The organism is Paraburkholderia nodosa (genome assembly GCF_001718195.1).
GTDB lineage: Bacteria > Pseudomonadota > Gammaproteobacteria > Burkholderiales > Burkholderiaceae > Paraburkholderia > Paraburkholderia nodosa_A.
The window spans coordinates 19,501-46,338 of record NZ_MCNV01000024.1; the positions used below are offsets into that span (position 1 = coordinate 19,501).

The window sequence follows — 26,838 nt, forward strand, 5'->3', positions numbered from 1 at the left end:
ATACGCTTGCTTACAGTACGACGGTGCGGCCGTCGTTGATGAAGACCCGGCGCTCGAGAAATACGCGCACGGCGCGCGCGAGCGTCACGCATTCCACGTCTCGGCCGACGGCCAGCAGGCGCTCGGGGTTCAGCGAGTGGTCCACCCGCTGCACTTCCTGCTCGATGATCGGGCCTTCGTCGAGATCGTCGGTGACGAAGTGCGCCGTCGCGCCGATCAGCTTGACCCCGCGCACGTGCGCCTGGTGATACGGGCGCGCGCCCTTGAAGCCGGGCAGGAAGGAATGGTGGATGTTGATGGCGCGGCCGGCCAGCCTCCGACTCGTTTCGTCTGAAAGAATCTGCATGTAGCGCGCGAGAATCAGCAGTTCCGAACCGGTCGAATCGAACAAGTCGAGGATGGCGGCTTCCTGTTCACGCCGCGTTTCAGGCGTGACGGGGAGATAGTGAAACGGCAGGTCATGCTGTTTTGCGAGCGGCTCGAAATCGCGGTGATTCGAGGCAATGCCCGCAATGTCCATCTGCAGCTCGCCCATGCGCCAGCGAAACAGCAGGTCGGCGAGGCAGTGTTCGAGCTTGGACACCATGATGAGCACTTTGGGACGCACCCGCAGGTCGTGAATGGCCCAGGTCATTTCGTGCTTGCGCGCGACGCTCGCGAACTCGTCCCGCAGGCCCGCGAGATCGAAGCGCTCGCCCGCGCCGGGCTGCATGACCTCGTGAAAGACGCAGCGCAGGAAGAAGCGCGTGCTGATGTCGTCGTCGAACACCGTGAGCTCGTCGATATAGCCGCGGTGCGCGTCGAGAAAGCCGGCGACCGCGGCAACCTGCCCCGCGGCGGCGGGGCAGGATAGCGTGAGCACGTAGCGGTGCTGCGGGTCTTCGGTGGGCATGCGCGTTCTCCTCGTGTCGTGGTGCGCCCGCTGCATCTTGCGCGTCGTGCGGGGGCGCTGGCTTGATGGCGCAAGTAAGCCACCAATCGGCATGCCGCACATAGAACCCACGCGCTGTATCGAGAGAATGAATACGCCAACCCAACGCCAAACCTGCACCAGCAACAAGAAGGTCGTTTTTGCCCCTATGGCTGTCGCGTTCCTCCTATCCGCCGCTTTTTTCTCCGGCAAGCATGGGCTGCGGCGATACGGGAGCGGAGATGGAGAGTTATCTGGGTCTGCAGGCTAGGGCGTTGAACGGGCAGTGTGCCGCGCTTTTTCGCGTGCGCACATCGGTCACCGATGTGTATATGTCGGTGAGCCGCTCAAACTACGGCAACGACGAACGGGCCGTGGTCGAAGTCGACTGCGCGCGCTTCCTGAGGCTCTGGCGTGCCGACCCGCGCAGCGAGCACGCCGGGCTCGCAGACGGCAATCCGCAAATATGGCGTGCCGACCCGCGCTTCGAACTGGCGGCCGAAGGTTTCAGTTTCGGCGAAGAAGATCCGGTGCCGCTTGCGGAAGTCAGTTGCCCGGCGAGCGCCGCCGTGCCGTATGTTGCGTTCACCGATGGCGTGATGCGGACCCTCTGGCTAGCCGCTTACTCAGCGAAGTCCTTTCCGGTGGAATGCGGCGTGAAAGACGCCGAGGCGCTGCAGCGCCTGGCTGGCACGCCTGGCAGCCGCTGGTTCAGCGTTGCCGAACTCGTTCCGCCGCAAGCCGCTCGAGCCCGTAAATGACGCGATAGCGTCAGTGTGCGAGCGCCCACATGAGCGACACGGAGAAGGCGCCCACCACGACGGACGCGCAGCGCTGGAAGAACGCGGGACGAATGAACGGTGCACGACCGTTGCGCGGCGCGGCGCCAATGGCGATCCACGTCAGGCCGATGGGAATCAGCAAGACCGCGAAGATCGCCATGGCCTGGGACCACGTCATGACGCTCGCGAACGCCGCGGGCGGGAAAATCGAGCCCGCGAACAAAATGGCCTTGGGATTGAGCACCGTGGCGCTGAACAGCGTGCGCGTGCTCACTACGCCCCTGGCCGAGGTTTCGATCGAGTTGGCCGTGAACCAGAGGCGCAAGGCGAGCCACGCCAGATAGAGGCTGCTGGCCACACGCAGCACCTTCGGCAGCCAGCCCAGCGAATGCGATGCATGGGTGAAGCAAAGCCCCCAGACGGTAATCGACACCAGGTAGCCGGCCAGTTCGGCTGCGGTCAGATGCGCGGAGCGGCGCAGGCCCTGCCGCAACCCGGCGGCAGCGAGCAGCGTGTTGGTCGGCCCCGGCATGAGCAGCACGATCGCACAGCCCGAGACCATCAGCCCGATGGTGGAAATGGAAAGCATGGGAGCGACTGGGGAATAGGGTGTTCGGATGATTGAAAGCCGACTGTAGGGCGTTATGGCAGCCAGTGACGAAAACTGTCCTGCGGCGCCCGCATTCTACGGCTTGCGCCGATATATGCCTATTTCAGCCGGGTTCGATGCGCTAAACCATCGGCCGATATTCGTGATGTTGAGAGCGGCATCTGCTTTGTCCAAATGCGTGCTTATGCCACGCGCCTAAATTATTGATTTCAATGCATCTCTTGATGCGTAACAAATCATTTCAAAATATTTCTTGTTTCACCCTAAATAATTCGCGACGCCCGCCGTTAAAGCACGCACGAGAACTTTGCCCAGAAAATTTTGCGGGTCGAGGAAAAATAAACATACGCCGTTCGGGGTCGAGAGCCCGCACGCTGCGGCCGCTATCGTCAACCCCTATGCCTGATTTGTCGTGGACCATGCCCGTGGCGCGCTGGTCCTTCTGGTCTTCCGCATCGGAAAGTGTGCCTGAGGTTGCGTTCGTCGATCCGATGATGCGCCGCCGCCTGAGCGCGCTTTCGCGGATGGCGCTGAAGGTGGCGGGCGACTGCGTCGATGCGCAAACCAGGCCGCGCCTGGTCTTCGCATCACGGCACGGCGAGTTGCGCCGCACGACGGACATTCTGCGCGACATCGAAGCACACAAGCCCGTTTCACCGAACGCCTTCAGCCTTTCCGTGCTCAATGCGATGACGGGGCTGTTCGGCATCGTGCGCGGCGACCGTTCGCCGGCTACGGCCCTCTCGGCAGGGGCACAGACGCTGGGCTACGCGCTGCTCGAAGGCCATGCGCTGCATACGGAAGACCCCGAAAGCCCGGTCCTGGTCGTCTACGCCGACGAACCCGCCGACGCGCGCTACGGCACGGTCGAGCAGGAAGTGCAGCGCGGCGCGTTCGCGTTGCTGCTCGATGCGAGCGAGGCGCCGCAAGGCCGGCTCGCGTGCTCCATCGCGGAAAACAAGCCGGGCTCGGCAGCACAGGCACGCCAATTCGCTACGCAAAGTGAAGCGCTGCATCACTGCCTGAGCGGCGGCGAAAGCGCCGCGTGGCAGGGCAGCGGCGGCACATGGCAATGGAGCTGGCATGTCGGCTCGGCTTGATTATGGCTGGCGGCTCTTCGCCACCGGCTTCAGTCTCGCGTTTTTCGGCGCGTGCGGGCTGCTCTTCTCGGTGATCGTCTTTCCGCTCGCAGCGGTCTGGCCGCATCGCGCTTCGCGGCAGCGCGCGGTTACCACCGTCATTCACTGGTTTTTCCGCTCGCTCGTGGCCGCCTTGCAGCGCGCGGGCGTCATGAAGCTCGACGTGGCCGGCGCGAACGCGCTGCGCTCGGGCGCACCCGCCATCGTTGTCGCGAACCATCCCACCTATCTCGATGTGGTGGTGCTGCTCGCGCTCACGCCTTCGGCCTGTTGCGTCGTGAAGAACGCGCACTGGCGCAACCCGTGCTTCTGGGGCATCGTGCGCGCGGCCGAGTACGTGAGCAACGCCGATCCCACAGGCTTCGTGCAGGACTGCGCGCGCCAGCTCGCGAACGGCTACAGCATGATCATTTTTCCCGAAGGCTCACGCAGCCCCGCGCCGAATCGCCTGCATGCGTTCTCGCGCGGCTTCGCGCATACGGCGCTCGAGGCCGGCGCGCCGGTTCTGCCTGTGCTCATGCACTGCGATCCGCCCGCCTTCACCAAGCAGATGCGCTGGTATCACGTTCCGCAGCGGCCCTTCCGCATGAGCGTGAACGTGCTGGCGCCCATCGGCATCCAGCCGCTCGCGCCGCGCGACATGCCTTCCGCACTCGCCGCGCGCAACGTTACGCGCACCATCGAGGCGCAAATCACACAGCACCTGTTTGACTATGGATACTTTAAAACTGGAAATTAAGCGGCTCCTGATCGAGGCGCTCGATCTCGAGCATCTCACGCCCGCCGATATCGACGACGACGCGCCGCTGTTCGACACCGACGGCGTGGGGCTCGACTCGATCGACGCACTGGAGATCGGCATCGTGCTGCGCCAGCGCTATCAACTGACCATCAACGCCGACGACGAAAACGTGCGCGGCTACTTCCGGTCGATCAACACGCTCGCGGCGCTCGTCGCGGGGCACACAAACGAAAACGAGGCGCTGGAAGCCACTGCAGGGAAAGGGGATTGAATCATGAACGAAGCTGAAATTCTCGACCGTATCCGCGAGATCTTTCACGAGAACTTCGATATCGATCCGGCGCGCGTCACGCCGGAGGCGCACCTGTTCGAGGAACTGGATCTGGACAGCATCGATGCCGTCGATCTGGCCATCAAGCTCCAGGAAATGACGGGCCGCCGCATCAAGCCGGAAGAGTTCAAGCAGGTGCGCACCGTGGGCGACGTGATCGTCGCGGTCGAGACGCTGCTCGTGACCCAGGCTTGAGGCGATTCGTGACGGTTCTTCGCGGGCAAGGCGCGGCTGAGCCTGCCGGTGCAGGTGAAAGCGACGCAGCAGCTGGCCGGGCACGCAGCAAGTGGCGGTTGCTGGCCAGTCTCGCCTACCCGGTCGTGATCCTCTGCGCGTGGCGCTGGGATTCGCCGCGCTTCGTGGGCTTGCTGCTGCTCGTTCTGCTCTGGATGCAGCGCGTGGCCGGCACGGGCGCGCTCGCGGCAACGCTGCGCAAGCTCACGCCGGTGGACTGGGCCGTTGCCGTCATGCTCAATGTCGCCTCGGTGGCGATCGTCATTACCAATAGCGAACGGCTCATGCGCCTGTATCCTTCGCTCGTGAATATCGGGCTGCTCGTCGCCTTCGGCGCGACCCTCGTGAAGGGCCCGTCGATGGTCGAAAAATTCGCACGCCTGACCTATCCCGATCCGCCCGCGCACATCGTGCGCTATACGCACCGCGTCACGCAGCTCTGGTGTATTTTCTTCGCTTTGAACAGTGCGTTTTCTGCCTGGACGGCGCTTGCCTGGCCCACGCGCGCCTGGTCGCTCTACAACGGCATGCTCTCCTATCTGATCATCGGTGCGCTGCTCGCCGGCGAGTTCGTCTGGCGCAAATGGATCATGCTGCCGCGTGCTGCGCGACGGGAGGCGGTGTGATCGCATTGCACGAGCTTCTCGTGACGCGTTGCCGCGCGCCGCGCAGCGTCGTTTGCGTCGATGGCGCGAACGTAACGGACTTCGATACGTTCCGTGCGCATGCGCTCGGCATCGCTGAGCGCCTGCGCACGCGGCCGGGCCTGCGCTTCGCGCTCTGGAGCGACGACCCGTATCTGTTCGCCTGCGCTTTGTTCGGTCTGCTTGCGGTCGGCAAGGTGCCCGTGATTCCGGCGAACGCGACGCCGGGCTATCTCGCCGAACTGAGCGACGCGTACGACGCGGTGCTCGACGAAAACGAGCTTGCCGCCTGGTGTGCCGATACCCCTGCGGTTCAACCCGTCGAGCCCGGCATGGCGATCGACGCGAACGCATTGCTCACGCTCTTCACGTCGGGCAGCAGCGGCACGCCGAAGCCCGTACACAAGACGCTCGCGCAGTTCGACGCGGAAGTGCATACGCTCGAAGCCGCGTGGGGCACGCTGCTGGGCGACGCGGCCGTGCTCGCGAGCGTGCCGCATCACCACATTTACGGGTTACTGTTCCGCGTCTTCTGGCCGCTGGCCGCGGGCAGGCCGTTCGCCCGCGCGACCTGTGCCGACCCGGCTCAATTGCAGGCGCGTATCGCCGAATGTTCGGCGCACTGTGCCGCGACTGTCGTCGTCTCGACGCCTGCACAGCTCTCGCGCTGGCCCGATCTGCCGGGGTTCGCGACGCTCGCTGCGCAGCCGCGCGCGTTTTTCTCGTCGGGCGGCCCGCTGCCGCTCGACACGGCGAAGCAATATGCCGCCACGTTCGGCGCCGCGCCGCTGGAGATCTACGGCAGTACGGAAACGGGCGGCATCGCCTGGCGCAGACAAACCGAAGCGCAAGCGTGGACGCCCATGCCGGGCATCGCCGTGCGCGCGGCCGCAGCGGAAGAGGGCGGCGCGCTCGAAGTGCGCTCGCCGCACCTCGGCCACGACGGCTGGCATCGCACCGACGACAAGGCCGCGTTCGATGAATACGGCCGCTTCGTGCTGCAAGGGCGGCTCGACCGCGTGGTCAAGCTCGACGGCAAGCGTGTGTCGCTCAGCGAGATGGAGAGCAAACTGCTGCTGCATCCCGGCGTTGCCGAAGTGAGGGCGGTACTGCTCGAAGGCGGCTCGCGCGAGCGCATCGGCGCGCTCGTGGTGCTCACCGCAGAGGGCCGCGAAACGCTGCGCCGCGACGGCCGCGTTCTGCTCCTGAAAGCATTGCGCCGCCATCTCGCCGCCTGGTTCGACACTGTCGTTCTGCCGCGCCACTGGCGCATTCATCGCGCGCTGCCAGCCGACTCGCGCGGCAAGGTTCAGGCACAAGCGGTTGCCCGCGCGTTCGCGGCCAGCGAAGAAGGGTTCGAGCTGCTCGCTCAATGGGACGACGCAGAAGGGCGGGCATTCGAATTACGCGTGCCGCACACGCTCGTTCATTTCGCGGGCCACTTTCCGGGCCTGCCGATTCTGCCGGGTGTCGTGCAGGTGGACTGGGCGATGCGTTTCGCACGCGACTGGGTGCCCGGCGTGCGCGCGCTCGCCTCGATCGATCAACTGAAATTCACCATGCCGGTGCCGCCGGGCGCGCTGCTCAAGCTCGTGCTCAAGCACGACGCCGCGCGCCGGCGCATAGCGTTCGCGTGGGGCGTCGGCGAGCGTGACTGCGCGTCCGGCGCTTTCGTATACAGGGAGCCCGCATGAGCCTCGCGGCCTGTATCGTCATTCCGATCTACAACCACAAGGACGCGATCGGCGGCACCGTGGCGAACCTGATCGTCCACGGCCTGCCGCTCATCGTCGTGGACGACGGCAGCGACGAAGCCACCCAGCAGGTGCTGGCGGACCTCGCGCGCCGCTACGCCGGCAAGCTCACGCTGCGGCGCCTGCCCGTGAACGGCGGCAAGGGCGCGGCGGTGATGGCGGGGCTGCGCGTCGCGCGCGACGCCGGCTATACGCACGCGCTGCAGATCGACGCCGACGGCCAGCACGACGCCGCGGACGTCCCGCGCTTTCTCGCCGCCGCGCAGGCCAATCCGCGCGCGGTCGTGATCGGCCAGCCCGTGTACGACGAGAGTGTGCCGAAAGCGCGCCTCTATGGGCGCTATCTGACCCACGTCTGGGTGTGGATCGAGACGCTCTCGTTCACGATTCGCGATTCGATGTGCGGCTTTCGCCTCTATCCGCTCGACCTCGCGTGCGCGCTGATCGACAGCGTGAAGCTGCCCGAGCGCATGGACTTCGACATCGAGATTCTCGTGCGCCTGCACTGGCGGCGCGTGGCGTTCGTCTCGATTCCGACCGCCGTCACCTACGCGGCCGATGGCGTCTCGCATTTCGACGTGCTGTGGGACAACGTGCGTATCAGTCGCAGCCATACGCGGCTCGTCGCAGGCATGCTCGCGCGTCTGCCGCTGCTGCTCGTGCATAAGGTCTTGCCGCAGGTTCTGGCACGGACGGCGGCTGCGGGCGACGGCAACGACCCGTGGTGGCGCACTGCCGAACGCGGCAGCCGGCTCGGCATGGCGCTGCTCGCCTGGAGTTGCGGCCTGTTCGGGCGGCGCTTCACCGCGCTTTGGCTGCATCCGATCGTCGCGTACTTCCTCGTGACGGGCCGCCCCGCACGGGACGCCTCGCGGCGCTATTTCGACCGGCTGCAGCAGTGTTCTCCGGAGCGCGAGACGCCGCGCCCCGGCTGGTTCACGGCCTACCGCCATATGCTCTCGTTCGCGCAATCGGGCTTCGACAAGCTGGCCGCCTGGACGGGGCGCGTCGGTCCGGCCGACGTGGAGATCGACGACCCACGCGCGTTCGACGCGTTGATCGCGAGCGGCCGCGGCGCGCTCGTGATCGGCTCGCATCACGGCAACCTCGAAATGGCGCGGGCGCTGGCCGTGCGCGGCGCGCAGACGAAGGTGACGGCCATCGTCTACACGGAGCACGCGAAACGCTTCAACAGCGTGCTGGCTACCGCCCATCACGATTTCGCGCAGCATCTCGTGCCGGTGAGCGACTTCGGCCCGCAAACGGCGCTGATGATGCAGGAGCGCATCGAGCGCGGCGAGCTGCTCGTCATCGTCGGCGACCGCACGCCTGCGCGCGAAACGGGCCGTACCACCGAGGCGCAATTCCTCGGCGAGACCGCCGCGTTTGCTCAGGGACCCTATGTATTGGCGCATGCGCTCGCGTGCCCCGTTTATCTGTTGTTCTGCCTGAAAGAGCGCACGGGCTACCGGCTTTACTTCGAGCCGTTCGCCGAGCGTATCGAGCTGCCGCGGCGTGGCCGCGCCGAGCATATTGCGGCATGGGCGCAGCGCTTCGCGTCGCGCCTCGAACACTATTGCCGCAAGGCGCCTTACCAATGGTTCAACTTCTACGATTTCTGGGCGCGCCCCAGTGGGGGAGCGAATGGCAGAGACTGACCTGAAGGATGCCGGAGTCAAGGCGGATGCCGTGGTATTCGGCGGCCGCCATTTGACGATCGAGGACGTCGTGGCGGTGGCGCGTGGCGGCGCCGCCGTGCGGCTCAACGATGACCCGGCCTGGCGCGAACGCATCGCGCGCGGCGCGGAGTTTTTGCGCCGCCATCTCGAAGCCGGTGCGACCGTGTACGGTGTCAATACGGGCTACGGCGACGCCTGCGTCGTCGACGTGCCGATGGCGCTCGTCGAGGCCCTGCCGCTGCAGCTCACGCGCTATCACGGCTGCGGCATGGGCGAGTATCTCGACGACGCCTCGGCGCTCGCCGTGATCGCCGCGCGTCTGAATTCGCTGGCGTTCGGGCTTTCGGGCGTGCGACCGGTGCTGCTCGAACGTCTCGCCGATCTCATCAATCATCGCGTGTTGCCGCGGATTCCCGCCGAAGGCTCGGTGGGCGCAAGCGGCGACCTCACGCCGCTTTCGTATGTCGCAGCGGCGCTGGTTGGCGAGCGCGGCGTGCAGTTTCGCGGCGCGCCCTGCGAGGCACGCGACGCGTGGTTCGCGCTTGGCCGCGAACCGCTCACGCTCGCGCCCAAGGAAGGCCTCGCGCTGATGAACGGCACGGCGGTCATGACGGGCCTCGCCTGTCTCGCGTTCACGCGCGCGGCGCAGCTCTCGCGCCTCGCCGCGCGCCTCACCGCGCTCGCAACTGTAGCGCTCGACGGGCGAGCCGCGCATTTCGACGCGTTCATCTTCGAAGCCAAGCCGCACGCCGGGCAGGGCGAAGCGGCGGCCTGGATCCGCGCTGACCTGGCCGGCCGACCGGACACGCCGGGCCACCGCTTGCAGGACCGCTATTCGATCCGTTGCGCGCCGCATGTAATCGGCGTCGCGAACGACGCGCTCACGTGGATGCGCCGCGACATCGAGAACGAACTGAACAGCGCCAACGACAATCCGCTGATCGATCCCGACGGCGAGCGCGTGCTGCACGGCGGCAACTTCTACGGCGGCCATATTGCGTTCGCCATGGACGGCCTCAAGACGGCCGTGGCGAATCTTGCCGACCTGATGGACCGGCAGTTCGCCTTGCTCGTCGACGACAAGTTCAACAACGGCCTGCCGCGCAACCTCACGGGCGCGACGAGTGCGCGCGCGCCGATCAATCACGGCTTCAAGGCCGTGCAGATTTCGTCGTCGGCGTGGACGGCGGAGGCGCTCAAGCACACGATGCCCGCGAGCGTGTTCTCCCGTTCGACGGAAGCACACAATCAGGACAAGGTGAGCATGGGGACGATCGCGGCGCGCGACTGCTTGCGCGTGCTGCAACTCACGGAGCAGGTCGCGGCTGCCCACGCGCTCGCCACCGTGCAGGCCGCGCGACTGCGTCTGCGCGGCAATGCCGAGACCGTCATTCCCGAGCCGCTTGCCGCATTCATGGAAGACGTGGCCGCGACGTCGCCATTCGTCGACGAGGACCGTGCGCTCGAACACGAACTGCGCGCCATGACGGAGCGAATCGCAACCGGCGAATTCCTCGGGCCGAACGCGGAGGGCAGGCCATGAGCGAATCACGCAAGGTTGCGCCGATGTTGAGCGCGAGCGCGAATGTGGAAGTTCCGTTCCATGACGTGGACGCGATGAATGTCTGCTGGCACGGCCACTATCTGAAGTATTTCGAGTTCGGCCGCGCGGCGCTGCTGCGCAAGTTCGACTACGACTATCGCGAGATGCAGGCGTCCGGCTACGTGTGGCCCGTGGTCGAAGCGCATCTGAAGTATGTGCGGCCCGCCGTTTATGGGCAGCAGCTCGAAGTCTGCGCACATCTGCTCGAGTACGAAAATCGCCTGAAAATCGGCTACGAAGTCTACGATCGCGATTCGCGCACGCGGCTCACGAAGGGCTACACGATCCAGGTCGCCGTGAGCGCCGCCACGCAGGAGCTGCAGTTCGTCTCGCCGCCTGTCGTGTTCGAAAAGCTGGAGCGTGCATGGGCGCGTTGAAACGATGCGCGGCGGTGGCCGCACTGCTTGCGCTTCAGTCGATGTGGATGCCGGCGCAGGCCGCGACGGTACCTGCGAACGTGAGCACGGACGCCGGCGACGCGGCACTCGTCTCGCAGATCGCGTCGCGTCTTGCGCGCGCGAACGGCGTGCGTGCGCATTTCACGCAAACGCAGACGCTTGCCGCGATGAAAGCCCCGCTCGTCAGCACGGGCTCGCTGCTGTTCTTTCGCGAGCGCGGCGTGATCTGGCAGGTCGAAACGCCGTACAGGAAAACGTGGGTCATGCGCGACAGCGGTGTCACCGTGATCGATGCCAACGGTCAACCCGATCAGCGCACCCGGAACGGCGGCGCGCAGGGCGCGCGCGGTGCGGCAGAGATTGCGAAGATGATGCGGGCGATGCTCGGCGGCGACCTGAGCGGGTTGTACTCGCAATTCGACGTAGCGGCGCGCGGCACGCCTTCGCAATGGCAGATGCGCCTCGTGCCGCGCCAGCCGCAGATCGCGCAGGCGCTGCGCGGCATCGAGATGGAAGGCGGCGACTTCCTGCGCAGCTTGCGCATCACGTTCGCCAACGGCGACGTCACGCAGTATGACTTTAGCGGCAGCGCGCAGGTGTCCGAACTCTTGCCCGCCGACCAGAAACTTTTCGGAACGCCATAGTGAGTTCCTCGGAGCTTCGCACCGCAACCCAGCCGTGGCGGCAGTGGACGCTGCGCGCCATGTGGCTGCTGCTCTCGCTCGCGGCGGCGCTGTATTGCGCCTGGCGCTTTGCGGGGCCGACGCCCCTGCAGACGAACCTGCTCGCACTGCTGCCGGCAACCGAGGCCGACCCCGTGGCCGAAGAGGCCGTGGACCAGCTCGCGAGCGCGCTCGGCAACCGCGCCGTGCTGCTCGTGTCGAGCAGCGACGCGGCGCACGCGAAAGCGGCAGCGGGCCAACTGGGCGCGGTGCTGAGCGCGAGCCACGCGTTCGCTTCGGTGACGGCACAAGTTCCGCCATTCGACTTCGGCCGCATTGCGCGTTTCTACCTGCCATACCGCTTTGGCCTGCTCACGGCGCAAGACCGTGTGCTTGCGTCCGGGAGCACCGAAACGCTGCGCGGCGCGCTCGCCGAGCGCCTCTATGGCCTGCCGAACACGGGTCTCGCAACGTCGCTCGCCGACGATCCGTTCGGCTGGCTTCAGCACTGGCTCGCAGGGCTGCCGCTCGCGGCATCGAATCTCAGCATCGAGGACGGTTTCCTCGTTGCGCATCGCGGCAACACCACGAGCGTGCTCGTGATCGGCACGCTGCCTGGGTCTGCCTACGAATCCGACGTTCAACGGGGCGTGCTGCTTGCCGTCGCAAACGGCGAAGCGGCGCTCAAGACGTCGTGGCCCGACGTCACGGTCGCGCGCACGGGCGCCGTGTTCTATGCCGAGTCTGCGCGGCGCGCTTCGGAGCGCGATGTGCATGTGATCGGCATCGTTTCGGCCGTGGGCATCGCGCTGCTCATGCTCCGGATCTTCCGCTCGCCTCGGCTGATCCTGCTCGGTTTCGTTTCCACCGCGCTCGGCATCGTGTGCGCGCTCGCGGCCACGATGCTCGTCTTCGGCAAGCTGCATCTGCTGACGCTCGTGTTCGGCGCGAGCCTGATCGGCGAGGCGGTCGATTACTCCATTCAGTACTTCGTCGTCTACCTCGGCACGCGGCACGGCTGGGATTCGCGGCGCGGCGCGCGGGAGGTGCTGCCCGCGCTCACGGTGGCGCTCAGCACGAGCCTGCTTGGCTACGCCATTCTGACGTTCGCGCCGTTTCCGGCGCTCAGGCAGATCGCGTGCTTCGCCATCGTCGGCATCTTCACGGCTTTCGCTTCTGTTGTCTGGCTGCTGCCGAGCCTCTTGACGCAGCCCGCGCGCCGCAGTCCGCATACGCTCTTCGCGGTGGCCGCGGCCTCGCTCGCGAAATGGCAGGCGCTGATCGGCGGCCGTCGCGCGTGGGGCGTCGCGCTGGCGCTCGTTGTCATCGCCGTGCCGGGCTGGCTGCAACTGCGCAGCGATGACGACATTCATCTACTGATCCAACGGGATCCGGCGCTCGTCGCGCAGGAGCGCGTGGTGTCTAGCGCGGTGGGGGCCGACAACAGCGCGCAGTTCTTCGTCGTGCGCGGCGCGTCGCCCGAGGCCGTGCTCGAGCGCACCGACGCGTTGTGCGCGCGGCTCGGCACGCTCACGGGCGCGTCCGCGCTGAGCGGCTGGCAATCGGTGACATCGTTCGTGCCGTCCGAAGCGCGGCAGCGGGCCGATCGCGCGCTGCTCGGCGCGCATGTGTTCGCCGATCCCGCCGCCTTGCGCTCGCTGCTGGGCGCAGCGGGCTTTCGTGACGAGGTGGCGCAAACGTGGCTCGATGCCTGGGCGCACTCGCGCGCTTCCATGCTGCACGTGGACGACTGGCTTGCCGAACCCTGGTCGCAGCCGTTCCGCCACTTGTGGCTCGGCCGTTCCGCGAGCACGCCCGGTGCATTCGCGGCGATCGTGATTCCGCAGGGTGTGTCCGCTGCGAACGCACCTGCGCTGCTCGACGTCGCGCACGCGTTGCCCGGCGTGAGCTTCGTCGACAAGGCGGCGAGCGTGTCGCGGCTCTTCGGCGTGTATCGACAGGACGGCGCGATCTGGCTCGCGGGCGCGCTCACGCTCGTGCTCGCGCTGCTGATGTTCCGCTATGGCTGGCGCGGGGCCATCGCGGTCGCGCTGCCGGTGTGGCTCGCCATCGGCGTCACGCTCGCAGCGTTCGGCTATGCGCACGTGCGCATCAATCTCTTCAACATGCTGGCGCTGATGCTCGTGCTCGGCGTGGGTGCGAACTATGCCGTCTTTCTGCGCGAAGGCGCGATGCGCGCTGCCGCCGATCGCGGCGCCGTATGGACGGGGGTGCTGCTGTCCGCCGCGACCACGCTGCTCTCGTTCGGCATGCTCGGCATGAGTTCCATGCCCGCGCTCAAGAGCTTCGGCGCCACCCTGTCGCTCGGCATCATGGTGTCCGTCATGCTCGCGCCTATCGGCATAAGCGGAACAAGCGGCATGCCCACGAATCAACGGAGAAAGGCCTGATGGCGCTCCCTGTCTATTTGCATGCGCTCGGCATGGTCAACGCGCTAGGCGACGATGTACCTGCGATCGTCGCAGCGCTCGCGCGCGGCGAGGCGCCCGGCATGGGGCCGATCGCGACACGCACCGGTACGGCGTTCGCGGGCAGCGTGAAGGCGCCGCTCGACATCGCGCCGCCCGCATCGCTCGCCTGCTACGACTGCCGCAATAACCGGCTTCTGCTCGCCGCACTGGCACAGGTCCGCAGCGCCATCGAAGCCGCGCGCGAACGCTTTGGCGCGGGCCGTATCGGCGTCGTGCTGGGTACGAGCACGTCGGGCATCAGCGCCGCGGAAACGATGTTCACGCAGCCTGCGCATCAAGAAGCCGCTTCGACGTTCGACTACCGCCAGATGGAGATCGGCACGGCCGCGCCATTCGCCGCCGCGGCGCTCGATCTGCGCGGCCCGGCGTACACGATCTCCACGGCGTGCACGTCGAGCGCGAAGGCATTCGTCGCAGCGCGCCGTCTGCTGCGGGCGAACCTGTGCGATGCCGTCGTCGTGGGCGGCGTCGATTCGCTTTGCGAGCTCACGCTGCAAGGCTTCGCCTCGCTCGAATCGACGAGCCCCGTGCGAACCAACCCGATGAGCGCGCAGCGTCGCGGCATCAACATCGGCGAAGGCGCGGCGGTGTTCCTGATGACCCGCGAGGAAGGGCCGGTGATGCTCGCGGGCGCGGGCGAGTCGAGCGACGCCCACCATATTTCCGCGCCCGACCCGCAGGGCACGGGCGGCGAACTCGCATTGCGCGCGGCCCTCGCCGACGCGGGCATCGGCGCGGCCGCGATCGGCTACGTCAACCTGCACGCAACGGCCACGATCAAGAACGACCAGATGGAAGCGCATCTGATGGCGCGCGTGTTCCCCGACGGCGTGGCCGCGAGCGGCACGAAGCCGCTCACGGGCCATACGCTCGGCGCGGCGGGCGCGAGCGAACTGGGCCTGGCATGGCTCGCGCTCGCTCGCGACGACGTCGCGCTGCCGCGCCATCTGTGGGACGGACAAGCCGACCCGGCGCTGCCCGCGCTCGACCTGATCGAAGACGTGCGGCATTTGCCGCGCAACGGCGTGCGCCAATACGTGATGAGCAACTCTTTCGCGTTTGGCGGCAGCAACGTTTCACTCATACTCGGACGGTGATCGAGGCCATGAATTCCGGTCTTTCCTCCCCGACGGATGCGTTCCCGCCGATCGAGGCGATCATCCCGCACCGTGGCACGATGCTGCTGCTCGACTCGGTCGCCGCCTGCAGCGACGAATCGCTCACGGCGCTCGCCCGCGTGCGCGCCGATGCATGGTATGCCGACGAGCAGGGCGCGATGCCCGCGTGGATCGGCATCGAACTGATGGCGCAGGCGATCGCGGCCCACGTCGGCCTGTTGTCGATGCGCGATGGCAAGCCCGCGCGCCCAGGCGTGCTGCTCGGCACGCGCCGCTATGAGGCGGCGCAAGGGGCTTTCGCAGGCGGCGCGCCGCTCAGCGTGACCGTCAACGAACTGCTGCGCAGCGAAGAAGGCCACGGCGCGTACGGCTGCACCATCAGTCAGGATGGCAAACTATTCGCCGAGGCCACCGTGAAGGTGTATCAGCCGCGCGATTTTCAGACTTTCATCGAGGAGAATTCCAGATCATGAGCCGGCGTGTTCTTGTCACCGGCGCGAGCCGCGGCATTGGTCGCGCGATCGCCTATCATCTCGCCGCGGACGGCTTTGCCGTCACCGTGCATTGCCGCACGGGCCGCAACGAAGCGGATGCCGTCACGGCGGGCATCGTCGCACAGGGCGGCGCGGCCAGCGTGCTGCAGTTCGACGTGCGCGACCGCACCGCATGCCGCGCGGCGCTCGAAGAAGACGTGGCGGCACACGGCGCCTACTACGGCATCGTCTGCTGCGCGGGCGTGACGCGCGACGCCGCGTTCCCCGCACTGACCGACGAAGACTGGGACATCGTGCTCGAAACTGGCCTCGACGCGTTCTACAACGTCGTCCATCCGCTCGTCATGCCGATGGTGCGTGCGCGCAAGGGCGGCCGGATCGTGACGGTGGCGTCCGTGTCGGGCGTGACAGGCAATCGCGGGCAGGTCAACTACAGTGCCGCCAAGGCGGGGCTGATCGGCGCGACGAAGGCGCTCGCGGTGGAACTGGCCACCCGCAACATCACAGTCAACAGCGTCGCGCCCGGGCTCGTCGATACGGGCATGCTCGACGACGTGCCGCTCGAACACGCGCTCAAGGCCGTGCCGATGAATCGCGTGGGGCAGCCCGCCGAAGTCGCGGCCGTGGTCGGCTTCCTCATGTCCGACGCGGCGTCTTATGTCACGCGCCAGGTCATCGGCGTCAACGGCGGGATGGTCTGATGAAGCGCGTCGTCATTACCGGCATGGGCGGCGTGACCGCGCTCGGCGATCAGTGGGCGCAGGTCGAAGCCGCGCTCAAGGGCGGCGTCAACGCCGTCAAGCGCGTGCACGACTGGGACTATATCGAGGCGCTGCATACGCGCCTCGCGTGCCCGCTGCCGGCGTTCACTGCGCCTGACTATTACCCGCGCAAGAAAACGCGTTCGATGGGCCCGGTCTCGCTCTACGCCGTGCGTGCGAGCGAGCACGCGCTGGCCGACGCGGGCCTGCTCGACGATGCGTCGATCAAGGACGGCCGCATGGGGGTGGCGTACGGGTCCTCGGCGGGCTCGGTCGAGCCGGTGCGCGCGTTCGGCAAGATGCTCGAAACGGGCTCGATGAGCGATGTGACGTCGAACAGCTACGTGCAGATGATGCCGCACACCACGGCCGTGAACGTGAGCCTCTTCTGGGACCTCAAGGGGCGCATCGTGCCGACGTCGTGCGCGTGCGCTTCGGGCAGCCAGGCAATCGGCTACGCCTACGAGATGATCGCGAACGGCAAACAGACGCTGATGCTCGCGGGCGGCGCCGAGGAACTCTCGGGGCCCGGCGTGGCGGTGTTCGACATGCTCTATGCCACGAGCACGCGCAACGACGAGCCGCAACTCACGCCACGTCCGTTCGATGCCGCGCGCGACGGGCTCGTGGTGGGCGAGGGCGCGGCGACGCTCGTGCTCGAGGAATACGAGCATGCCGTGGCGCGCGGCGCGCGCATTCATGCGGAAGTGGTGGGCTTCGGCTGCAATTCGGATGGCGCGCATATCACGCAGCCCACGGCGGCGACGATGGCGGTCGCGATGCGTCAGGCACTCGACGACGCGCAGTTGGCCCCCGAAGCGATCGCGTATGTGAATGCGCACGGCACCTCCACGGATCGCGGCGACGTGGCCGAAAGCCAGGCCACGGCGGAGACCTTCGGCGCGCGCATGCCGATCAGCTCGCTCAAGAGCTATATCGGCCATACGCTCGGTGCCTGCGGCGCGATCGAGGCGTGGTGGACGATCGAGATGATGAAGCGCAACTGGTACGCGCCCACGCTCAACCTGACCCAGGTCGATCCGGCCTGCGCGCCGCTCGACTACATCCGGGGCGAGCCGCGCACGATAGACGCCGAACACGTCATGAGCAACAATTTCGCGTTCGGTGGCGTTAACACGTCGCTGATCTTCCGGCGCGCGCGTTGAGCATGCGGACATCGCTATCAGCGCGCTGCTTGCAGCGCGTCGTCGTGACGGGCATGGGCATCGTCTCGTGCCTCGGCAATACGCTCGACGGCGTTTCCTCGCGCTTGCGCGACGGACGCGGCGGCATCACGCGCGTTCAGGCGTGGCGCGACCGTGGTTTCGCGAGCCAGGTGGCGGCCGTGGCTTCGGTTGCGGGCGAAACGCCGTTCGAGCGCAAGGCCGAACGCTTCATGGGCGACACGGCGCGCTTCGCCTGCCACGCCGCACACAGCGCCATCGCCGATGCCGCTCTCGACGCACACGCGCTGCTCAGCCCTCGGGCCGGCGCGGTGGTGGGCTCGGGCGTCGGAACGATGTCCGCGTACGACGCGGCCATGGAAAGCGCGAACACCCGAGGTGTCGACCGCGTGCCGCCCTATACGGTGCCGCAGGCGATGAGCAGCACGACATCGGCGAATCTTGCGCACGTGTTCGGAATGGAAGGCGTCACGTATTCGCCTTCGTCGGCGTGCACGACTTCCGCGCTCGCGATCGGCCAGGCCATGCAGCTGATCCAGACGGGCCGCCAGGACATCGTGCTCGCGGGCGGCGCCGAAGGCTTGCACGACAACATGACGCTGATGTTCGACGCGATGGGCGCACTCTCGCGCGGGTTCAACGACACGCCCGAACGGGCGTCGAGGCCTTATGACGCGCAGCGCGACGGCTTCGTGATCGGCTCGGGCGCAGGCATCCTCGTGCTCGAATCGCTCGCGCATGCGCAGGCGCGCAACGCGCGCATCTACGCGGAGCTGACCGGCTACGGCCAGTGCACCGACGGTGCGCGGATGGTCGCGCCGCAGGCGGCCGGCATTGCGCGCGCAATGCGCGAGGCGCTCGCCGAGGCCGGCTGCCGCCCGGACTACATCAACACTCATGCGCCTTCGACGCCATCGGGCGATATCGAGGAGCTGCTCGCGTTGCGCACCGTGTTTGGCGGCGAGGTGCCTGCGTTCTCCTCGACGAAGGCGCTCAGCGGCCATCCGCTCGGCGCGTGCGGTGCGCACGAAGCCATTTACACGCTGCTGATGATGCGCGATCGCCGGATTGCGGGTGCCGTGGGCATCGAAGCGCTCGATGCGGCTGCCGCCGGCATGCCGCTCGTGCGTGAAACGCGCGACGCACGCATCGATACGGCGATGTCGGTTTCATTCGGGTTCGGCGGCAGTTGCGCCAGCCTGGTGTTTCGCGCCTGGAATGCAGTCTGAAGTTTCGGGCAACCCTGAAGATAATGAGGATTCCAATGAAAAAGACTTACCTCACGCTGAGCATGGCCGCGATCGTCAGCCTGACGTTGGCCGCTTGCGGATCGCAGCGCCTCACGCTGCCGATCCAGCCCGCAGCTTCGCTCTCGACGGCGAAAGCCGCGTCCAGCGCGGACCCCGCCGCGAAAATCGCCGTGTATTTCGGTGCGCAGCCGCATCCGGAAGTGGTGCGCCACGTCGGTGATGCCTCGCACTCCTTGCGTGTCGCCCGCGCGACCGACGGCGCCGAGGCCAGCTGCAACAAGGTGCTCGCCATGGCACTCGACAAGCTGCGCGCGGACGCCCACAACAAGGGCGCCAACGCCGTCATCAACGTGACCACGCGCTTTCACGGCAGCGAAACCGGGTCGGCCACCGAATACACATGCGGCGTGAGCCAGAGTGCAGCGGCCATCGCCGTCACAGGCGACCTCGTGGTGCTGCAAGCGAACTGAACCAACGGAGAAAAGCAATGAAGAAACTGTGGATGTTCGCCGCGCTGTGCGCGGCCTTCGCGACGTCGCACGCCTACGCACGCAATACCGTCGACACCTATTCGGTGGATGTGGCGCTGCAGAGCGAGCCCGGCAAGGTGAGCGACGACATTGCGTTGTACTTTGCGGGCCAACCGCATCCGGCGGTGAAGAAGACGCTGGGTCAGTTCTCCACGAACAAGAAGACGAACGCATTTGGCAAGAGCGACGAAGCGGCCTGCCAGCACGTGTTCCTTTCGGCCGTGCAGGAGCTGCAGGAACGCGCGCGCAAGGAAGGCGGCAACGCGGTCATCAACATCAAGAGCAACTACAAGAACGAACTGCGCGAGAGTGCCACGGAGTTCACCTGCGGCGCGGGCGCGATGATCGCCGGCGTGGCGCTCGTCGGCGACGTGGTGACGCTCAAGGGCGGCAAGTAACCCGCAGCAGGCGGCGGCGGGCGACCCGGCTCACGCCGCCTTCATGCCGCCTTCACGGCGGCTACGTTGACCAGGGTTTCGCGCCGCTTCCCGGGCTTGGGATGATGCAGGCCGAGGCGCTCGAAGAGACCGAAATCGGCGGCACGGCTCCACCACAGATAGGGCAGCGAAACATTGCGCTCCGAAAAACGGAAACCCGCTGCGCGAATCATTTCGAGGTAGCCGTTGGCGCTCTTCTGCACGTGCATGGGATGGCGGAACAGCAGGCGGATGACCCACGAGCGGATATAAGCCTCAGTGGATTCGGCGAAGAGCAGCACGCCGCCCGGCTTGAGCACGCGGTGGAATTCCGCGAGCGCGCGTTCCTGCTCGACGAGGTGATGGAAAGTCTGGTGGCAGAAGACGATGTCCGCGCTGGCCGTGGGTAACGGCAGGCTCGCGCAATCGCCGTGCAGCAGTTCGAACGCGGTTTGCGTCTGCAATTCGTCCTGACAGGTGCGCGCGGCACGCGCCGCCAGTTCGAGCGACGCCTCGTGATAGTCGACCCCGACGATGCGGCGCGGGCGGAAAGCCTCGGCCAGCAGGCGGAACGACTTGCCCTGGCCGCAGCCGACATCGACGATTTCGGGCGCGTCGGGCAACGGCACGTCGACGAGCCGCTTGAGGTCGTTGATCGCCACGCGCAGCACGTGGTGCTCCCACGTATGGGTGCGGAGAAACCAGATACCGAAGGCCGTTTCCGGGACGAACGGCACGTAATTTGATTCGGAAACCGACATATTTTTTCACCCGTTGCGAATGCGGTCATGGACGCGAATGGGCATTGTAAATGCAAGGGCGCAGCGAGGGGTGTCAGAATCACGGTTTCGCGCAGCAAAGTGCGCTTGCATTGGGCATACAGTCGTAACAGGACGTGACAGGACGTAACAGAGCGCGTCAGGACGCAGAGAAGGGAAAGGACTATGGAAAAGAGCATTGGAGAAGCCGTTACGCCGTCCACGCGACGCGAAACCGTCGACGTGGCGATCATCGGCGCGGGCCCCTCGGGCGCGGTCGCTGCGGCCCTATTGCGCAAGGCCGGACGCTCGGTGCTCGTACTGGAGCGCCAGCATTTCCCGCGCTTTTCGATCGGCGAGAGCCTCTTGCCGCAAAGCATGGCGTACCTGGAAGAGGCCGGCATGCTGCAGGCGGTGGTGGAAGCCGGCTTTCAGTACAAGAATGGCGCGCATTTCGTGTGGCGCGACGAGGTATCGTCGTACGACTTCCGCGACAAACACTCAGAGGGCTGGGGCACGACCTACCAGGTCGAGCGCGCGAAGTTCGACGATCTGTTGATCGGCTGCGCCGCGAAGCAGGGCGCCGAGGTGCGCTTCGGCCACACGGTGACGGGCATGCGCACGGGCGACGCGCCGGTGCTGGAGGCGATCGACGAAAACCAGGCGCGCTATGAAGTGCACGCGCGTTTCGTGCTCGACGCGAGCGGATTTGGCCGCGTGCTACCGCGCCTCCTGGATTTGGAGGCGCCCACCGGCATGCCGACGCGTGCCGCGATCTTCAGCCACGTGCGCGACGGGCTGCCGCTTGACGTCTTCGACCGCAACAAGATTTGCATCGCGACACACCCCGAGCACCGCGACGTCTGGTTCTGGATGATCCCGCTCGCGGGCGGGCGCTCGTCGGTGGGCTGTGTTGCCGATGCCGCTTTCCTCGACATGCCGCAAGCGGAACGCGAGGCGCGGCTGCGCGCGCTCATTCGCGAGGAGCCGACACTGAACCGTCTGATCGGCGACGCGCCGTTTCTCATGCCGGTGAACCAGATTGGCGGTTATTCGGCCAACGTCGAACGATTGCATGGCCCGGGCTTCGCGCTGCTCGGCAACGCGGGCGAGTTTCTTGACCCGGTGTTTTCTTCGGGCGTCACCATCGCGCTGCGTTCGGCGCACCTGGCCGTGAAGGTACTCGAGCGCGCGCTCGGCGGCGCGGCCGTGGACTGGCAGGCCGAATACGACGTGCCGCTGCGCAAGGGGATCGACACGTTCCGCGCCTTCGTCGAGCGCTGGTACACGGGCGAGCTGCAGGACATCATTTACTACCCGCGCCAAACACCCTTGATCCGTCGGATGATCAGCTCGGTGCTGGCGGGCTACGCGTGGGACGAGAGCAACCCTTATGTAGCGGAGCCCGTGCGCAGACTCACTTCGCTGCATGAGGCGTGCAAGCTGTCGTTGTAACGAGCGAAGAGGGGCGCACTGGGTTGGTCCTGCAGCGGGACGCGGGACCAACCAGGTTATCGCGGTTTCACTGGCCCGGTGGAGGAACCGCGCCTAGCTGGATCATCAGCCCGAGCGTGTCCATGAGGAGGCGGGTTTCCTTGATCCTGCCGTCCTGAAAACGGTCGATGACCATGCCCCAGACCTTGACGGCGCGCCCCGTAGCGTCCACGCCGAGGAACGCTCCCCTGTGCGTGCCCGTCCACTCGAAGCGGGTCAGCACGCGGTCGCCTTCCGTGAGTTGTTCCTCGACGCGCCAATGCATGTCCGGGAACGCGGCTCGCATCCCTCGTACGACCTCCTTGAGGCCCTCGATACCGGGACCCTGGCTGGGGAACGGCACCTGCTCGACCATGTCCTCCCAGAAAAACCGCTCTGCGGCGTCGATCTGCCCTTGATTCAGGACTTCCTCGATAAACGCGCGAACCCTATCGCTTGTTTCATGCATGGAATGAACGTCTCCTGGTTGGCGAAATTGGGAAGTGAAAGCCGGTTGCTGCAGAGTAGACGGCCAAGCGCGACGACGTGCGTCGGAGTCACGCGAGAACGTGCGGTGGCGCACATTTCCAGGTTTGACTGTCAATGACTTTCATCAGGCTACGTGGCCGATGGCTGTGTTGCCTGTGAGCTTCGCGCGCCGGCGGATGGCATTCACCTCTTTGGGCGTCAGCCCGAGCGAAGCCAGAAACGCTGCATGCGAGTCGGGGTTTTCTGCCTCGAACTCTGCATGCCACCTGTCCATCTCCGCATCGTCGAAGCCGGCGCTACGCAGCATCGCAACCCACGCGTCTTTGCCACGCTTCTTTCCTCTCCGACGAAACGATGGTTGCGCGAGCAACGTCGCAATTGCGTTCTGACGCTGTTTGAGACGCGCGATTTCCTCCGTTAGCACCATCAAATGCGTTTCAAGGATCTGGGCGGCTGCGTCTGCCTCGTTCGCGAGGACGTCGCGTATTGCGGCTAGTGGTAATCCGGCGGCCCGGTACGCGCAGATTGCGCGTAGACGTTCGCGTTGCGTCTCATCGTAGAGCCGGTAGCCCGCGGTGCTGCGTGCGACCGGCACTAGCAAGCCCAGCGTTTCATAGTGCAGCAGCGAGGAACGCGAGAGTCCCGCCTCGCGTGCCAGTCGTCCGAGAGTGAAACGAGCGAGACGTGTCATGACGGCAAGGGAAGTCTATCGGGTGAGAGAAAGAACAAGCGCGCTTCGGGCCGGTTCAGCTTGGCGGGCGAATAGTACGCGGCGACAAGCGCGCGGCAATCGCCGGAAAAGGCTGGTGCGTGTGCGAGAAACTCATCGAACGTGTGCAATGAATCCGATGCGCCCGCATGCGCCATCAGCCGGACCAAGGCTTCCGTAATTGTACGGTGGTATCGGCCCGGCGCGCCGAGATGCGTGGCGTATTGCGCGATACCGGCACAGGTGCGCTCGATCGCCTGGTCCAGCGGGAAGCGCTGCAGGTGTATCCACGCCACGCGCAGATGATTGCGATGATTGAACGCGGCCGGTGGCAACCTGCAGCTTAGAAAGGCTTCGAGGAAGGCGTCGTCGGTGAGATCGCGGGCGGTTTCCATTTCGATCGATACCCTGTCCGTTGAACAGGGTATCGATCGTGAAGGTGACTACGGTAGTCGAGTCAAGCGCCTTCGTGCCGCTTCGGCTCACTGGTGCCGTCGAACGCTCAGGCTCAATGTGTTGCATGAGGCGTGAAAGGCCTTCTAGCCCATCGAAAGGGGCGCATGGCGGCTTGTTGGTTGCAAGCGCCTCATGTCTGGTCTGAGGGAGCGATGAAGCATTATGTCAAGCGGCTCTCGACTAAAAATCGGTATAGGTCTCGCCAAGAATGTCGGCCTCAACGGCACCACTATATTTAACGCCGGAGACTGAAACGGTTTCGTGCTTTTTCGAGTCATGCCAATTCGTACCCGCAAAGCGATGGACCTTGGCGTTTTGACTATGCTCCCCCTTATGAGGCTTGAACGCCGGATTGCCCTTGATCGCGTTCTCGATCGCGGCCGCCAATCAAAAATTGCCGAAGAACCCGCGCGCCGCGACCATGCAGAACGGCGCGACGATGTCGGCGTGGTAGACCTGAAGCACTGCGGAAAGCCCACCATCCGTTGCACCACCCTGAACCGCCTGCGCGGCGACTGCCGCCTTGGCCTGAGCGAAGCCAGCTTTGACCGCGGCAAACGGATCGTTCGCGCCTGGCGCCGAGTCGACGTCGAGCACGCTGGTCAGGCCCGGCGCGACGTTGGCGTGCTTCCAGTAGGCCTGCTCGATCGCCGCATTGAAAAAGAACACCATCGGGTCGAGGTGGCCGCCGCATAGCAGCACGGGCGAGTGCGGCACCCAGTTGCGCAGATCGTTGCGCCTGAACGCCTGGCGCAGCGGCTGGGCCGGGCTCGCAGCGGGGGCCATCGCGGCGGTCGGCGTGGGAAAGGCGCCATCGGGATTGGCGATGGCGTCTTCGAGCATGCTCAGGCGATAGGCATTGCGCACGAGATTCGCGGTGCCGAATCCCATCGCGAAGAGCGGCGTCAATTCAGCGGGCGCCAGGGGCGGCGCGAGAGGCGGCGTCAACGAAGCGAACTGTGGCGCAGGCGGCGTGCTGCTGAAGAGCTGCGTTGCGGGCAGTTTGCCTTTGGCGAATAGCGTGTCCATTGACGTGACGCTCGGCAGCAGGTTCTCTATCCCAGGGGCATAGGGCGCCTCAAAAAAGTCGCCCGGCTTGCGATAGATATTGCCGTAGGCGTGCTGGTAGCTCGTGGTCACCAGCACCGTAAAGATCGTCGAGCCGAGGTCGACCTCGCCCTGGACGAGGGCATCCGCCATGGCGCCCAGCGCATACGGACCCGAGCCCGGCGCGGAAGCCGTGACGTTGATGCCGGCCGCCTGCAGCGCGCGGTGGGTCGCGAGCGCCACGTAGCCGCCTTGCGAATATCCAGTGACGAACAGCTTGCCGTTCTCACGCGTCTTGTTTGCCGGGTCGGGAAGGGCCATGGCGAATCGGGCCGCGCGCAATGAGTCGATCATGTCGGCGGATTGCTGGTCGCCGTTCAGATAGGGGTGATACGGCAAGGGGGAGCCCGAGTAGCCGGCATAGTTGCTAGCCACGACGAGATAACCTTGCGCCGCGTAGATCGCCGCCACCGCAATGCCTTCGCCCGCGCCGTCACCGTTGGCCGGGTCCGCTTGAGTAATGTCGGCGATGTTGTAGTTCCGGTAGGTCGTAGTGCCGTGTGCGTACAGCATGAGCGGACGCGGCCCCGTACACGAGGCGCCGCCGCCGGGGATCATCAGCGCGGCGCTCGACATGGTGGGTTCGCCTGCGCCGCCTATCGTGAGGTAGCGGAAGTACTTGATTTCGATGTCGCAGCGCGGCGTGCCGGCGACTTGCAGCAATTGCTGACCCGTTGCGTTCGTGTTTAGCAGTTTCGTGAAGTCGCTTGCGCTCAGGCGCAAGCTTGTTCTCTGCTCGACTAGCTGGCCGCGGAAAAAACAACTCAAGCCGCTGCATGTCGAGGCGGCCTGCACGACAACACTGGCACTCGACAAAAGGAAAGTCAGCAGTAGCCAACCCGTCTTAAGCATCGCTCCTCGCATTTCACGCTCCGTTTTTGCTGGTGTTCGGAAAATGGGGCTGCCTTGCAGAGTGAAACGAGTATAGGTAAACGAATTCGGCATTTGCTACTGGTTGTGGGAACAATTTTCCAGTGAAGTGCTTGATGAAGAGTGTGCGCAGGTGTTTTCCGGATGATTGGGATCCTATGTAATAAAACGTCTATTGTTCATAAAATAAAAGGCGAATTGCGATCCGACGGGCTACTATCTACTCAGAAGGATCACACATTCAACTACCAGGAGATTGGCAATGCCTCTCGTTTTCTCGAACATCAAGACAGACTGGGACAATGCGGTCGCATTAGGCGGAATCCTCCCCGCGGCAGCTACCTACGATGACGCGACAGACGAAGGCGGCACCCTTATTTACTTGCCATTCGAGATTCAGAACGAGGAATATCACATCACCGTACCGCTTGCGAATGGTGGCGTGGCGAATTCCTGCCACGTAACCGCAGAGCGGCCGGCACCCATTCATCTCGATACCAAAAAAGGGAAGAAAGCCGGGACGACATACACCGTGAAGAACAAGCCGAGCGCGTATTACGATTTTGTTATTAGTGGGGGGGCGGTGCCGAATGTCGTGTTTTCGCACACAAGCAAAGTCGAGATCCTCGGAAAGGGGCCTCAGAAAGTCTTCAGTGCTAGTTTTACAGGCGTCCTGACCAACGCGGTGCAGGATATCATGCGCGCCTTTGCGCTACATATGCTCAGCCTCGGATCGGCGCACGCAACGCCGGGCTGACATTCAGATCGAAGCGAGCGATTTCGGACGTATCGCTTTCCCTTTGGCGTAGCGCCGGGCGTCCTTGCGTCGCCGACCGCGCCCTACGGCACAAGCGTAGTTACCTGCCCCGGCTGCACCACTTTGATCACGCCGCCCCAAATGCAAACGAGCGTACCTTGAGCATCCAGCGCCGGCATGGCGCCCAGCGTAACGGTTGGCGCGCCGCCGGGAATCCACGGCGACGGTGTAGCCGGAACGCAGGGCATCGGCGTAAACACACCCGGCGCCGCGGCGGTCGCGGCGATCACTGTGGGATTCGCCGGGCTTTGGCACAGCGCGAACGGCGTGATATTGGCGATGGGAATCGAGTCGGCAATCGTCGCGGCGGGCACGCCGCTCACTAGCACGCGATTGACGGGGAGAACGTTCAGCGTGCCCGGCGCGCCGCCGAACGAGCATTGCAATGTGGCACCGGCGCAGACTTGCGGACTGGTCATGATGTAC

30 protein-coding genes are annotated in these 26,838 nt (G+C 65.5%); 21 read left to right on the top strand and 9 right to left on the bottom strand.

What is annotated here, in order from left to right; translation table 11 throughout:
* Window positions 1-10 precede the first annotated feature (10 nt).
* Window positions 11-892, bottom strand: a complete 882-nt coding sequence (purU, locus tag BFD71_RS30060; protein ID WP_069267949.1) for a formyltetrahydrofolate deformylase — start codon at window positions 890-892, stop codon at window positions 11-13.
* Window positions 893-1,152: 260 nt separating this feature from the next.
* Between purU and BFD71_RS30065 the strand changes: the two genes are divergently transcribed.
* Window positions 1,153-1,671, top strand: coding sequence for a plasmid fertility inhibition factor family protein (locus BFD71_RS30065; RefSeq protein WP_141710852.1), 519 nt, complete (start codon window positions 1,153-1,155; stop codon window positions 1,669-1,671).
* Window positions 1,672-1,681: 10 nt separating this feature from the next.
* Here BFD71_RS30065 and BFD71_RS30070 read toward each other — a convergent pair whose 3' ends face one another.
* Complete coding sequence (locus BFD71_RS30070; protein ID WP_069267951.1) at window positions 1,682-2,281, bottom strand: LysE family translocator; 600 nt, start codon at window positions 2,279-2,281, stop codon at window positions 1,682-1,684.
* 419 nt (window positions 2,282-2,700) lie between these two features.
* Between BFD71_RS30070 and BFD71_RS30075 the strand changes: the two genes are divergently transcribed.
* Genes BFD71_RS30075 through BFD71_RS30160 form a run of 18 tightly spaced genes read left to right on the top strand, consistent with a single transcriptional unit; the run spans window position 2,701 to window position 19,715 of the window.
* Entirely contained in the window at window positions 2,701-3,402 is a 702-nt protein-coding gene (locus BFD71_RS30075) for a beta-ketoacyl synthase chain length factor (protein ID WP_069267952.1), read from the top strand.
* On the top strand, window positions 3,386-4,180 hold the full coding sequence (locus BFD71_RS30080) for a lysophospholipid acyltransferase family protein (protein WP_069267953.1): 795 nt from the start codon (window positions 3,386-3,388) through the stop codon (window positions 4,178-4,180). Before BFD71_RS30075 ends, BFD71_RS30080 begins: the two co-directional genes overlap by 17 nt.
* Entirely contained in the window at window positions 4,155-4,454 is a 300-nt protein-coding gene (locus BFD71_RS30085; RefSeq protein WP_069267954.1) for a phosphopantetheine-binding protein, read from the top strand. The genes BFD71_RS30080 and BFD71_RS30085 overlap by 26 nt, the downstream gene beginning before the upstream one ends.
* Before the next feature lie 3 nt (window positions 4,455-4,457).
* Window positions 4,458-4,709 carry an acyl carrier protein gene (locus BFD71_RS30090; RefSeq protein ID WP_069267955.1) on the top strand — a complete coding sequence of 84 codons (252 nt, stop codon included), beginning with the start codon at window positions 4,458-4,460 and terminating at the stop codon, window positions 4,707-4,709.
* 8 nt (window positions 4,710-4,717) lie between these two features.
* The gene (locus tag BFD71_RS30095; protein ID WP_069267956.1) at window positions 4,718-5,374 is read left to right on the top strand and encodes a hypothetical protein; all 657 of its coding nucleotides are present in this window, start codon (window positions 4,718-4,720) and stop codon (window positions 5,372-5,374) included.
* Window positions 5,371-7,086, top strand: a complete 1,716-nt coding sequence (locus tag BFD71_RS30100; RefSeq protein ID WP_069268036.1) for an AMP-binding protein — start codon at window positions 5,371-5,373, stop codon at window positions 7,084-7,086. Before BFD71_RS30095 ends, BFD71_RS30100 begins: the two co-directional genes overlap by 4 nt.
* Window positions 7,083-8,804, top strand: a complete 1,722-nt coding sequence (locus BFD71_RS30105) for a glycosyltransferase family 2 protein (RefSeq protein WP_069267957.1) — start codon at window positions 7,083-7,085, stop codon at window positions 8,802-8,804. The genes BFD71_RS30100 and BFD71_RS30105 overlap by 4 nt, the downstream gene beginning before the upstream one ends.
* Window positions 8,791-10,368, top strand: a complete 1,578-nt coding sequence (locus BFD71_RS30110; RefSeq protein ID WP_069267958.1) for an HAL/PAL/TAL family ammonia-lyase — start codon at window positions 8,791-8,793, stop codon at window positions 10,366-10,368. Before BFD71_RS30105 ends, BFD71_RS30110 begins: the two co-directional genes overlap by 14 nt.
* Entirely contained in the window at window positions 10,365-10,805 is a 441-nt protein-coding gene (locus tag BFD71_RS30115) for an acyl-CoA thioesterase (RefSeq protein WP_069267959.1), read from the top strand. The genes BFD71_RS30110 and BFD71_RS30115 overlap by 4 nt, the downstream gene beginning before the upstream one ends.
* Entirely contained in the window at window positions 10,793-11,470 is a 678-nt protein-coding gene (locus BFD71_RS30120; RefSeq protein WP_069267960.1) for an outer membrane lipoprotein carrier protein LolA, read from the top strand. The genes BFD71_RS30115 and BFD71_RS30120 overlap by 13 nt, the downstream gene beginning before the upstream one ends.
* A gap of 59 nt (window positions 11,471-11,529) precedes the next feature.
* On the top strand, window positions 11,530-13,899 hold the full coding sequence (locus BFD71_RS30125) for an MMPL family transporter (RefSeq protein WP_069268037.1): 2,370 nt from the start codon (window positions 11,530-11,532) through the stop codon (window positions 13,897-13,899).
* Entirely contained in the window at window positions 13,896-15,077 is a 1,182-nt protein-coding gene (locus BFD71_RS30130) for a beta-ketoacyl-[acyl-carrier-protein] synthase family protein (RefSeq protein ID WP_083245553.1), read from the top strand. The genes BFD71_RS30125 and BFD71_RS30130 overlap by 4 nt, the downstream gene beginning before the upstream one ends.
* An 8-nt stretch (window positions 15,078-15,085) precedes the next feature.
* Window positions 15,086-15,571, top strand: a complete 486-nt coding sequence (locus tag BFD71_RS30135) for a hotdog family protein (RefSeq protein ID WP_069267962.1) — start codon at window positions 15,086-15,088, stop codon at window positions 15,569-15,571.
* A complete protein-coding gene (locus BFD71_RS30140) occupies window positions 15,568-16,293 on the top strand; it encodes a 3-ketoacyl-ACP reductase FabG2 (RefSeq protein ID WP_069267963.1) in 726 nt (241 codons plus the stop codon). The genes BFD71_RS30135 and BFD71_RS30140 overlap by 4 nt, the downstream gene beginning before the upstream one ends.
* Window positions 16,293-17,519 (top strand): beta-ketoacyl-ACP synthase, encoded by a 1,227-nt coding sequence (locus BFD71_RS30145; RefSeq protein ID WP_069267964.1) that lies wholly within the window; start codon window positions 16,293-16,295, stop codon window positions 17,517-17,519. Before BFD71_RS30140 ends, BFD71_RS30145 begins: the two co-directional genes overlap by 1 nt.
* Before the next feature lie 2 nt (window positions 17,520-17,521).
* Window positions 17,522-18,766, top strand: coding sequence for a beta-ketoacyl synthase N-terminal-like domain-containing protein (locus tag BFD71_RS30150; protein WP_069267965.1), 1,245 nt, complete (start codon window positions 17,522-17,524; stop codon window positions 18,764-18,766).
* Window positions 18,767-18,801: 35 nt separating this feature from the next.
* On the top strand, window positions 18,802-19,257 hold the full coding sequence (locus BFD71_RS30155) for a signal peptidase (RefSeq protein WP_069267966.1): 456 nt from the start codon (window positions 18,802-18,804) through the stop codon (window positions 19,255-19,257).
* A 17-nt stretch (window positions 19,258-19,274) separates the two neighbouring features.
* The gene (locus BFD71_RS30160) at window positions 19,275-19,715 is read left to right on the top strand and encodes an excinuclease ABC subunit A (RefSeq protein ID WP_069267967.1); all 441 of its coding nucleotides are present in this window, start codon (window positions 19,275-19,277) and stop codon (window positions 19,713-19,715) included.
* A gap of 41 nt (window positions 19,716-19,756) precedes the next feature.
* Here BFD71_RS30160 and BFD71_RS30165 read toward each other — a convergent pair whose 3' ends face one another.
* Entirely contained in the window at window positions 19,757-20,494 is a 738-nt protein-coding gene (locus tag BFD71_RS30165) for a class I SAM-dependent methyltransferase (protein ID WP_069267968.1), read from the bottom strand.
* Window positions 20,495-20,677: 183 nt separating this feature from the next.
* On the opposite strand from BFD71_RS30165, the gene BFD71_RS30170 reads away from it, so the two are divergent.
* Window positions 20,678-21,946: an NAD(P)/FAD-dependent oxidoreductase gene (locus tag BFD71_RS30170; RefSeq protein ID WP_069267969.1), complete on the top strand. Its 1,269-nt coding sequence runs from the start codon at window positions 20,678-20,680 to the stop codon at window positions 21,944-21,946.
* A 67-nt stretch (window positions 21,947-22,013) separates the two neighbouring features.
* On the opposite strand, the gene BFD71_RS30175 is transcribed toward BFD71_RS30170, so the two are convergent.
* The 5 genes from BFD71_RS30175 to BFD71_RS30195 form a co-directional block, all read right to left on the bottom strand.
* Entirely contained in the window at window positions 22,014-22,433 is a 420-nt protein-coding gene (locus BFD71_RS30175; RefSeq protein WP_069267970.1) for an ester cyclase, read from the bottom strand.
* A 144-nt stretch (window positions 22,434-22,577) separates the two neighbouring features.
* A complete protein-coding gene (locus tag BFD71_RS30180) occupies window positions 22,578-23,144 on the bottom strand; it encodes a MerR family transcriptional regulator (protein WP_069267971.1) in 567 nt (188 codons plus the stop codon).
* Window positions 23,141-23,557 (bottom strand): hypothetical protein, encoded by a 417-nt coding sequence (locus BFD71_RS30185; protein WP_083245546.1) that lies wholly within the window; start codon window positions 23,555-23,557, stop codon window positions 23,141-23,143. The genes BFD71_RS30180 and BFD71_RS30185 overlap by 4 nt, the downstream gene beginning before the upstream one ends.
* Before the next feature lie 241 nt (window positions 23,558-23,798).
* Window positions 23,799-24,005, bottom strand: a complete 207-nt coding sequence (locus BFD71_RS30190; protein WP_069267973.1) for a hypothetical protein — start codon at window positions 24,003-24,005, stop codon at window positions 23,799-23,801.
* Window positions 24,006-25,589, bottom strand: a complete 1,584-nt coding sequence (locus BFD71_RS30195; RefSeq protein WP_069267974.1) for an alpha/beta hydrolase family protein — start codon at window positions 25,587-25,589, stop codon at window positions 24,006-24,008.
* 268 nt (window positions 25,590-25,857) lie between these two features.
* Here BFD71_RS30195 and BFD71_RS30200 point away from each other — a divergent pair, with 268 nt between their 5' ends.
* Window positions 25,858-26,352, top strand: coding sequence for a hypothetical protein (locus BFD71_RS30200; RefSeq protein WP_069267975.1), 495 nt, complete (start codon window positions 25,858-25,860; stop codon window positions 26,350-26,352).
* Between the two features lie 83 nt (window positions 26,353-26,435).
* Here the strand turns inward: BFD71_RS30200 and BFD71_RS30205 are convergent, their stop codons facing one another.
* Window positions 26,436-26,831 (bottom strand): DUF4280 domain-containing protein, encoded by a 396-nt coding sequence (locus tag BFD71_RS30205; protein ID WP_069267976.1) that lies wholly within the window; start codon window positions 26,829-26,831, stop codon window positions 26,436-26,438.
* Window positions 26,832-26,838 lie beyond the last annotated feature (7 nt).

Coding starts and splice junctions, on each gene's coding strand:
- BFD71_RS30065 (WP_141710852.1), top strand. CDS start 1,153: ATGGAGAGTTATCTGGGTCTGCAGGCTAGGGCGTTGAACGGGCAGTGT.
- BFD71_RS30145 (WP_069267964.1), top strand. CDS start 16,293: ATGAAGCGCGTCGTCATTACCGGCATGGGCGGCGTGACCGCGCTCGGC.
- BFD71_RS30070 (WP_069267951.1), bottom strand. CDS start 2,281: ATGCTTTCCATTTCCACCATCGGGCTGATGGTCTCGGGCTGTGCGATC.
- BFD71_RS30185 (WP_083245546.1), bottom strand. CDS start 23,557: ATGGAAACCGCCCGCGATCTCACCGACGACGCCTTCCTCGAAGCCTTT.
- BFD71_RS30125 (WP_069268037.1), top strand. CDS start 11,530: ATGTGGCTGCTGCTCTCGCTCGCGGCGGCGCTGTATTGCGCCTGGCGC.
- purU (WP_069267949.1), bottom strand. CDS start 892: ATGCCCACCGAAGACCCGCAGCACCGCTACGTGCTCACGCTATCCTGC.
- BFD71_RS30170 (WP_069267969.1), top strand. CDS start 20,678: ATGGAAAAGAGCATTGGAGAAGCCGTTACGCCGTCCACGCGACGCGAA.
- BFD71_RS30205 (WP_069267976.1), bottom strand. CDS start 26,831: ATGACCAGTCCGCAAGTCTGCGCCGGTGCCACATTGCAATGCTCGTTC.
- BFD71_RS30175 (WP_069267970.1), bottom strand. CDS start 22,433: ATGCATGAAACAAGCGATAGGGTTCGCGCGTTTATCGAGGAAGTCCTG.
- BFD71_RS30135 (WP_069267962.1), top strand. CDS start 15,086: ATGAATTCCGGTCTTTCCTCCCCGACGGATGCGTTCCCGCCGATCGAG.
- BFD71_RS30120 (WP_069267960.1), top strand. CDS start 10,793: ATGGGCGCGTTGAAACGATGCGCGGCGGTGGCCGCACTGCTTGCGCTT.
- BFD71_RS30090 (WP_069267955.1), top strand. CDS start 4,458: ATGAACGAAGCTGAAATTCTCGACCGTATCCGCGAGATCTTTCACGAG.
- BFD71_RS30200 (WP_069267975.1), top strand. CDS start 25,858: ATGCCTCTCGTTTTCTCGAACATCAAGACAGACTGGGACAATGCGGTC.
- BFD71_RS30115 (WP_069267959.1), top strand. CDS start 10,365: ATGAGCGAATCACGCAAGGTTGCGCCGATGTTGAGCGCGAGCGCGAAT.
- BFD71_RS30105 (WP_069267957.1), top strand. CDS start 7,083: ATGAGCCTCGCGGCCTGTATCGTCATTCCGATCTACAACCACAAGGAC.
- BFD71_RS30195 (WP_069267974.1), bottom strand. CDS start 25,589: ATGCGAGGAGCGATGCTTAAGACGGGTTGGCTACTGCTGACTTTCCTT.
- BFD71_RS30150 (WP_069267965.1), top strand. CDS start 17,522: ATGCGGACATCGCTATCAGCGCGCTGCTTGCAGCGCGTCGTCGTGACG.
- BFD71_RS30085 (WP_069267954.1), top strand. CDS start 4,155: ATGGATACTTTAAAACTGGAAATTAAGCGGCTCCTGATCGAGGCGCTC.
- BFD71_RS30165 (WP_069267968.1), bottom strand. CDS start 20,494: ATGTCGGTTTCCGAATCAAATTACGTGCCGTTCGTCCCGGAAACGGCC.
- BFD71_RS30160 (WP_069267967.1), top strand. CDS start 19,275: ATGAAGAAACTGTGGATGTTCGCCGCGCTGTGCGCGGCCTTCGCGACG.
- BFD71_RS30080 (WP_069267953.1), top strand. CDS start 3,386: ATGTCGGCTCGGCTTGATTATGGCTGGCGGCTCTTCGCCACCGGCTTC.
- BFD71_RS30155 (WP_069267966.1), top strand. CDS start 18,802: ATGAAAAAGACTTACCTCACGCTGAGCATGGCCGCGATCGTCAGCCTG.
- BFD71_RS30180 (WP_069267971.1), bottom strand. CDS start 23,144: ATGACACGTCTCGCTCGTTTCACTCTCGGACGACTGGCACGCGAGGCG.
- BFD71_RS30110 (WP_069267958.1), top strand. CDS start 8,791: ATGGCAGAGACTGACCTGAAGGATGCCGGAGTCAAGGCGGATGCCGTG.
- BFD71_RS30075 (WP_069267952.1), top strand. CDS start 2,701: ATGCCTGATTTGTCGTGGACCATGCCCGTGGCGCGCTGGTCCTTCTGG.
- BFD71_RS30140 (WP_069267963.1), top strand. CDS start 15,568: ATGAGCCGGCGTGTTCTTGTCACCGGCGCGAGCCGCGGCATTGGTCGC.